General features: G+C 46.6%; 6 protein-coding genes. All 6 read right to left on the bottom strand.

Features of this window, described 5'->3' with window-relative positions; all coding sequences use genetic code 11:
* On the bottom strand, positions 1-3494 hold a 3494-nt coding region (locus WEIDD23_RS03985), incomplete at its 3' end, for a hypothetical protein (protein WP_197458795.1).
* A 103-nt stretch (positions 3495-3597) separates the two neighbouring features.
* Complete coding sequence (locus WEIDD23_RS03980) at positions 3598-4695, bottom strand: DUF916 domain-containing protein (protein ID WP_010373471.1); 1098 nt, start codon at positions 4693-4695, stop codon at positions 3598-3600.
* A 110-nt stretch (positions 4696-4805) separates the two neighbouring features.
* On the bottom strand, positions 4806-5393 hold the full coding sequence (locus WEIDD23_RS03975; RefSeq protein WP_010373468.1) for a hypothetical protein: 588 nt from the start codon (positions 5391-5393) through the stop codon (positions 4806-4808).
* Positions 5394-5517: 124 nt separating this feature from the next.
* Positions 5518-6777 (bottom strand): DUF916 domain-containing protein, encoded by a 1260-nt coding sequence (locus WEIDD23_RS03970; protein WP_010373465.1) that lies wholly within the window; start codon positions 6775-6777, stop codon positions 5518-5520.
* Positions 6777-7316: a hypothetical protein gene (locus WEIDD23_RS03965; RefSeq protein WP_038229274.1), complete on the bottom strand. Its 540-nt coding sequence runs from the start codon at positions 7314-7316 to the stop codon at positions 6777-6779. Before WEIDD23_RS03965 ends, WEIDD23_RS03970 begins: the two co-directional genes overlap by 1 nt.
* A gap of 22 nt (positions 7317-7338) precedes the next feature.
* A partial coding sequence (locus WEIDD23_RS03960) for a WxL protein host-binding domain-containing protein (protein WP_242865420.1) occupies positions 7339-8478 on the bottom strand: 1140 nt, incomplete at its 5' end.

The following is an 8478-nucleotide window of genomic DNA, read 5'->3' as shown; positions in this document are numbered from 1 at the left end:
TTTGACACTTGCTTGTAAGCGACTGACGCCGTAAATAAGTTGGATGCCAACACGTTACCTTGGCTCATCGCCTGGAACATGCTGCTACCAGCCATTGAGGCACTAGCAATCGTCGACAATGCTTCGGCTGTTGCCTTGTTAATAGAACCTGAAATCAGCGCTGATAGTGAGGCAGCTGCACTATTCGTAGACGTCAACACTGCCATCATGCTTGAAGCAGCATCGGCGTACGATTGAATGTTATCCAATACGATGGCTGACGATCCACCCAAAGCAAGTGACATCCGACTGTCAGCCGCAGCCAGTGACTTCAACGTATTAGAAGCCGTCACTGCTAGTTGCGACTTGATTTGCGTCGTATAGACTGTATTGGGATCCAAAGCTGGATCATCACCAGCCGACGTTGCAACGGAACTCGTATAAGCTAATTGACTCTTCAAGTTAGCTAAGGCGTTCGAGGCAATCATCCCCATATCACCGTCAATGCCAGTAACAGCTGACTGAGCAGCCTCATTATTGCTTGCGATAATTGACGCATCTTGCGCCAACAATGAGGCAATACTTGCCATTTGCAAAATCTTACCGGCAGTTGAAGCTGTTGCATAGTCTGAGACCAACCCTGAAGCCTCACGATAAGCCGCCAAGGCACTCAAAGAGTATGGCGCCACCACTGCTGCATTGCTCGTGACCGTCGCAAATGAAGCCACTGAGGTAGCAGCTTGCTTCATTGCCGTCAACGCACTCTTAACCGCACTGGTATCGTGTTTCTCGTCTAATTGACTGGCTTCAGATTGGGCCAAATCATATAGTGACGATGTCAAAGCTGCCGCTGATGATGTCTTGGCAACATATGACTTCATGTTCGTACTATCATTTGTAATCGCTGCAGCACTGGCTGCATCTGTCGCCGCTGACAAAGCCGCTGCAACGGATGAATTAAAACCATTCACAATGTCATCTTGATACATCGCTTGGCTGTCGATGTTGCCACTGGCAGCACTGGCAAAGTTACTTGCTTGTGTCGCCATTGAATTCATTGCTGAGAAATTCTGCTTAACAATGTCACCTTGCGTATCACCCATCTTATCAATACGACTCGATGTAGCTGCCAATGCTGACGATGCTACGTTATATGCTGATCCAGCTGCCTTGGCATAGCTAGCGATACTATCCACGTGCGTCACTGGCTCAGCTGATGCCTTGGCGTTCATATCTGACGCCACACTTAGTGCACTCGATACCGCCATATAGCTGTTCACAATGACCAAGGCGTTACTTGTTGCTGCTGCCAACGAGGTCGTTTGTGTGGTCTGTGAAGCAATGTTCTTCAAAGCCGTTTCCACAGCCGCTCCCTTATCACCTTCAATTAGCGATGCAACCGAATCAGCACCCTGACTCGCTGACTTTGCAGCTGACAAGGCAGCTTGTGCAATTGCATCATATGAGGTCAGGTCTGTTTGGTTTGATCCAAAGGCCTTAACCGCATTCGATTCTGCATCAGCAGCCGACTTATAAGCCGTCGCTACGGCGTCAGAATAAGTTGTCTTGATAATACCCGTCTTGGCTGAATCAGAATTAGAAGACGGATTCGTGCTAGGCGCTGTTGCGTTAGACGAACTCGAAGCACTGCCATTTGATGGTGTGCTACTACTTGATGACCCATTAGATGGTGCACCAGAATCAGTTGAACTATTTTCAGCCCCAATGGTGATATTATCCTTTGCCTTCTGTGAAACAGCTTGCTTAGCGTCATTCAATTGTGTCGTCAAACTATCCAATTCTTTTTGAATCGTATCAATTTGCGTATTGATAGTCGTTAAACTAGCCGTCGCATCAGCCCAGTTTGCATTGGCTGAAATTGTCTTCTGTGCAGTAATCGCATCTTGATAATTCTTTTGAATCGTTTCATAGGCATCGGACAAGTTCTTAACAACGGTTGCCGCGGCGCCCAATTCCGTATCAGACGCGGTCAGCATATCTGACTTGCTAGCATATAAACTCGTAAATGAATTCTTCGCCGCTGTTAATTGGTTCAAGGCAACCGTGGCGTTCGCAACTGCAGCATCAATGGCCGTTTGCGCATCTTTTGTCTTCGTCGTAATAGCCGCATTCGCTGCCGTTAAGCTTTCATTAGCGGCATTGATTGCCGCTACAACTTGGGCCTTCGCAGCACTAGCCGCTGTATTCGATGTTGCATCAGCCTTTGTTGCATCAATATAGGCATCAATTGCTTTTAAGGTGTCATTCGCATCATCCAAGGCTGACTTGGCTGACTGAACAGCTGCATTGGCGTCAGCGTAATTGGTCGCTGAACCAGCTGTTGTCAAATTTTTAGACGCAGCATCGACCTTCGCTTGCGCTGCGGCTGCTGTATCTTGTGCATTCTTCAACGCTTCATTCACCGCTGTCATATCAACAGTTGGTCCAGTTGAAACTTGAAGCTTACCACTATCTGAATCAAACTTGATATTGTTTGATGGAATCGTAATCGTCTTTGATCCCGTCGTGGTTCCAGCACTTGAATCATCAGTTGCCGCGTTCGTAATTGCTTCATTTTTAGACGTTGCCAGTGTCTTTTCATCGGCTGTGATGTTAACGACCGCATCACCGGTCTTTTCATCCGTCACGACGGTCACGACCGGTGTATCTGTTTTAACCGACGTGTCGACTCCCAAGATATCCTTCTTAACTGATAGCAACGTATCGTCATTATCGTTATAGGCAATTGATGGTGGCACAGACGTATCGTTCTCAGTTTCCGCCTTTGCCATTAGCCCCGTCACATAACTGGGCAACCAGTCTGCTTCAATACCACCAACATAAACGGCTGACAACTTTGAGGCGAAAGACATATTCTGGCCCCACATGTTAAAGTCACCATTCGACGTAAACGGATTGAACGAAATATCCAAACTGGTCAGTGACTTCCAAATTGCCGTGACATCTCCATTAGCCCCGCTAGCAGCAAAAAAGTAGGTTCCCAAATATTGTCCCAATGAGCTTGGTCCATTATTTCCCTTTGTATCAAAGGTTGAAAACATGCCCGCGATATTCAGCGACTTAATGCTTGTCGCTGCAACCATAACTTTTTGCAATTTAGCCGCACCAGATCCAAGGCTCCAGCCATTTTTCCAGAAGTTTGTTTGACTTGTAATCGCAGCCAAACCAGGGTTTGCGGCGGCTGACAAATCCAGCGCCGTCAAATCAGCTAAGTTATCGTATGTGACCGTGTTGACGTTAACACCATCTTTAACAGCCAATGACTTTCCACCACCAGCCGGACTCTTCAAAACCGCCTCAATAATTGCTTGTGGCACACCATCTGATTGCAAGGTGGTACCGGCCGCAAATGCTGTGGCTTGACGGGTTAAATTCCATTGTTGAATAACTGGAAACGTCTGCATCGCCGTCGACATCGTCAACGTACTTAGCAACGTAATTGATGCAAACCGAGTGACAACCCGGTTCATCGTTGTTTTACTCTCTCTTTTCATTTCGTGCTACCTCACAAAAATGATCCCTCTAGTTAAGTATTTAATATTTAAAAATAAATATGTATGCGGCCATTGCGACCGCTGTTTTATATATGTGTGTTGCTTACTTCAACTTATCCATGTTTTCTTCGCGTTCTTCCTTACGGCGCTTAGCCAAGATGAACCAAATCAAACCTACGATAACCAAGACAAGTAAGACAACAACGCCAATAATTACCCACATGATGACAGGCATTGAGTGCTTAGCCTTTACCAAAGTATCATCAGCATTAAACTTCTTTGCCTGTGAATCGCTCAAAGTAAATGTTTCTGTCCAATCCTTACGATAGTCAAAACGCGTCCCTGCTGCGTCTGCAAACTTTCCATTAACGTCTTCACTCCAAAAGGCGGTGTACTTAGCTGTATACTTACCAGCTTGCAACTCACCGCCCTTAGTTGGCAATGAGAAGTTAAACTTTGAGTTTGGAGCCATTTGCATCATCTTTTGCGTACCCTTAAAGGCAATGCGTCCGTCCGGATCTGTTACCTTACCCGTAATTTCCAATCGGTTCAAGAGAGCTTGCTTAGGGTTTGCAACTTCAGCCAAAATATTCGTTGCTGCATTAACCGTTTTTGGCTCAACCTTACCTGTATTCAACGTGTCAGCAATATCATTGTTTTCCGTCTTGTTACGTGCCAAAACTGCAATCGTGTATGAGACAATTGAGTTCAACTTCATACCAGAACCAGAACTTTGTTGATCATCTTGTCCTTCTTCAGTGAAACGAACCCCACCAGCTAAAACACCCGAAACTGGAATGGTTGGCATCGTAAACTTAACCACAACCGCTTGTGTTTGTTTTGGTGCAAGTGTCACCTTATTGGGCGTTTCCAAGTATTTCCCCAATTGATCTGGCATCGAACCATCAAACGGTCCATCTGATGCGTAGTCAATTGACCCACTATCAGCTGTTTTTGCAGTTCCCTTAGAGACGTCAACCGTAATCGTCTTGTCAGATGTATTTTGCAAGTTAAACGTCAACGTTTCCGATTGACCACCATTCAATTTCAAATCAAAATAACTTGCATTTGACTTATCAATTTGTGATGCCGGCACAACGGCTTGTACCGAATAATCATTTCCAGCAGCATGAGCTGAAACACCACCAAACAAAGTCGCTACTATTGCAGAACCCACTAAAGCAATCGTTTTAATCTTCATAATCCAATATCCCTATATATTTTTTGAATGCAACGCATATGTATCTGAAAAAAGTGACACTACCGAACTGGCACCGTCACCTTTTTCAAGCTCTATTAGTATGTTGTTGACTATTCTGCTGCAGGTGCAACGTTAGTTGTAGTAGCTGCAACACCGTTGTCAGGTCCGGCCGTCAACGTCCAGTTGATATCACCAGAGTACTTACCAACTTGAGTTGTCTTTGGTACGTTCATAACGATCTTTGAAGCGTCAGTCTTACCCGTCAACTTACCGTCAGTCGTCTTCTTAACATCAGCACCAGTAGCTGCGTAAACTTGCGTAGCACCAGTAGCTGCCAAAGGCGTACCATCGATTGACAACGTTGCTTGGCTGACGATCTTCTTGTCTGCATCACCGCGTGCGTACAAACCAGCAAAGTTAGCACCAAGTACCCAACCCTTATCTGAACCAGTCAAGTCTTGAACTTCTTCACTCAAACCAGTACCTGTAGCAGTCGTTGGCACACTTGAGTCAGCTCCAAGCAATTGTTGCACCGTAACGTCGCCAAATGACAAACTAGCTGTGTTCTTTGTCAACTTCAATGCACCACCAGTAACTTCAACGTCACCCGTAGTCGTTGCTTTGTCATCAGCAAATGCAGCCGTTGAAGCTCCCAACAATGAAACTGACAACAATGAAGCCAAAATAATCTTCTTCATAACTCTTTTCTCTTTTCTTCTCTATAAGTTCTCTATTTGTTCAAGTCTCTCCTCAAGAACAAAACTTATTATAGGACTACTTACTTTCCGTGTATACGAAATTCACCACTTGTGTTCAAACTGTTCACAATTTGTTCACATTTGCCGACAAATTTGAATTTTCCGTTAAAACAAACGTGTTTTCGACTCGATTTGCAGCTAATGCAACCACTGTTTTCGCAGTGGTTTGGGTCACAAACCCGCTCGGCACCACAACATTACGTTTTTCAAAGCGTCGCATCCGTACACTACCACGATCAATAATTTGACCGTCAGTTAATACAAATAGGTAGTTGACCGTTCGGCGACGTAATACGGCATACAGAATTCCACCAGTCAGGCCACCGAGTATAACTGCCAGTAGCAACCAACCCCACCACGGCATTACAAAACGGTGTTGTAACAACGCATCATCCGCCGTCAGTGTCTTGGCATGCTTAGCGGAAACATGGAGCTTTGTTTGCCCGCGCGTGTGATACGTGTAACGCTTGCCATTTGGTGCATCAAACCGCAAATTATCCTTTAACCCGTAATACGCATCAATCTGCACATCATAATCACCAGCAACTAACTGTTGGCCATTCGTCCAGACATTGAATTGCATTTGTGAATTTGGGGCCATTTGCATATTACTGGCATTGCGCTGTATGTAGACACCCTGTGGGCCCGTGACTGTCGCCATCACATAAAGGCCATTCAAGAATGTTTGCGTGTTATTTAGCATCTGGATGCCAACTGTGGCCTGATTATTAACTAGTGTGGCGTTGACATCCCCAATACTGAGATTCGGCACCAGAATCGCATTCGTGGTCCGGTTCAAAACCGCCACGGTATAACCAACTTCCGATTGAAACATGGTTTTTGAATCAGTTGCATTTGTTTGTTGTTGCTGCACGAAAGAAACCCCACCGGCAAGCACACCCGAGATACCACTATCCGGCGTTTTAACTGATACCGAGGTCGTTGCTGATCCCATGGCCGGTACGGTTACCGTTTTGGCTTCCGGTGTAATCAGTTGTTCCATCCGCGCTGGCAAATTCACAAAATGATTCTCACCCCAATTTTGTGTGCCGTAGACCACGGCACCATTATCAGACGTACCTGCTGTACCTGGCGTGACATCAACATTAATCGGTGCGTCAGACGAATTTTGCAAGGTAAAGGTCAGCTTGTTGGTAGCGCCTTTTTCCGTCAGCAAATCTGCGTATCCTTTGTTGGCCGATTCTTGTCTTTGCGCAGTCGGTGTTGTCAGCTTGACTGTCAGCGCGTTATCAGCATGAGCCGTAGCTGTGACCGTGCCCAACATCAGTAAACCAACGACAATTCCTAACAGACGTCGCATCATTATTCACCCTGTCCAACGCCTTGCTGTAATTGGTAACGGATTGTCGCTTGATAATGGCCTAATCCAGCCGTTGCGGGTACCGTTAAGTACGCATCCATCGCCTTAGATTGCCACACATGGCCAGTTGGTGTCGTCGGCGTCGTTTGTGTCGTAATCGCCTTCATCCCTGATAAGTCCGGCGTCGCCACTAATTTATTTTGCGCATCGCCCAACGCTAAACTACCATCGAACTGATTTGTGCCATCTGAGAACGTTGTCACCCCAGCCGCCAATGACCAGGTTTGATCCGCTCCCGTTAAATTATTCACCACAAAACTGCCAGCTGGCAACGTCACAGTTCGTGTCACTGGTCCCTGTGATAAGTCATTCAATGTCACTGTCTTAAATGCTAACGTCTGAGCCCATTTTTCAAGGGTTAAATCGCCACCTTGAATATTGACGCTTGAAGTCGTTTCGCCAACGGTTTCAGCGCTAGCTACCGTACCGACGCTACTCATTAGCGCAATTGATGCCACAAGCAACGTTTTTTTCTTGTTCATAAACATCCCCGTTAACTCCCTTCTAAACAGACACCACTGTGTACGCGTTCTGATCACGGCGGAGGTAAACCTCAACTTCGCTGACTAGCACAGGTTGCCCCTGTGCATCGTGCAAATCTTCACCGTTACTATTTTGATCAATTGCCAAATACCCCTCGGGAACCACAACACCTTGACGAGCCAATAAACGACTGAGGTACACATCGTGTTGGGCCACCAACGTATAGTCGGCTGTATAAAAAGCAACCGTTCGCTTCTGACGCTTAAACATCACAAACCAGACCCCAAAGCCACCCAATGCTGTTCCAGCCAACAAGGCGAGCTTAGCAAAGGTTGGATTAATCGCAGCACCCGCGACATTGCGATCAGCCGCATTTAACTTGCGCGCTTCAGCCGTAGAAATTGGCACCGTCATATCAACGGATAAACGCTTCGTTGCGGCATTATTTGCAGGCTTGGCTTTGGTCGCCGTTGACTGACTGGTTGCCGATTGCGCTGTGTCAGCCGGCACCGTTAACTCATTATCCGGTGCAACTGAACTACTATCTTGTTGTTGGCTAAGACTGGCGGCCTCGTGATCACCACTGGTAACCAGTCGCTGCTCATGCGACGCCGAATCACTAGCATCAGTACTAGATGAATTTGTCACAGCCCCCGGTGTCAACGTGGTCGAACCAGCCGCTGAACCGGTCATTTCAACCTTGTAAGCACCCGCTTCAACCTTGTCACCATTCAACCAAACCATCCAATTCAATTGCGAATTCGGCGCAAACTGCATCATATTTTGGGCACGACGGTACGTTTTTCCGCTAGGCGCAGTCACTTTCACGTCCATCTTGACCCGGTTAATAAAGGCTGGGTACGGATTTTGAAAATGGAAGACAAACGCGCTTTTACCAGCCACTGTTTTGGCACCTTCAGACGTCACAGTCGGTTGCTTGGCGTATTGCTTCGGTTCAGCATTCTGGGCCAAAACTGCAATATCGTACTTAACAGTTGCGTTCAATCGGAACCCTGCACCAGAAGTGCGCTGCTGATTCTCTTCTTTAAACCCAACCCCACCAGCAATTGTGCCATCAATTGGCGACGCCGGCATTGTTAAGGTTGCGGTAACTTGCTTGGACTCCTTAGGCGCCAACGTAACAACCGGGTCAGAAACCGT

Origin of the sequence: Weissella sp. DD23, assembly GCF_001579105.1 — a bacterium.
Classification (GTDB): Bacteria; Bacillota; Bacilli; order Lactobacillales; family Lactobacillaceae; genus Weissella; species Weissella cibaria.
Note: the sequence above shows the minus strand (reverse complement) of the source record. Positions and strands in the feature narration are given on the sequence as shown.

What these genes read in the sequence shown, in the direction of transcription:
- WEIDD23_RS03980 (WP_010373471.1), bottom strand. Translation starts at nt 4,695, where the DNA reads ATGAAGATTAAAACGATTGCTTTAGTGGGTTCTGCAATAGTAGCGACT.
- WEIDD23_RS03965 (WP_038229274.1), bottom strand. Translation starts at nt 7,316, where the DNA reads ATGAACAAGAAAAAAACGTTGCTTGTGGCATCAATTGCGCTAATGAGT.
- WEIDD23_RS03975 (WP_010373468.1), bottom strand. Translation starts at nt 5,393, where the DNA reads ATGAAGAAGATTATTTTGGCTTCATTGTTGTCAGTTTCATTGTTGGGA.
- WEIDD23_RS03970 (WP_010373465.1), bottom strand. Translation starts at nt 6,777, where the DNA reads ATGATGCGACGTCTGTTAGGAATTGTCGTTGGTTTACTGATGTTGGGC.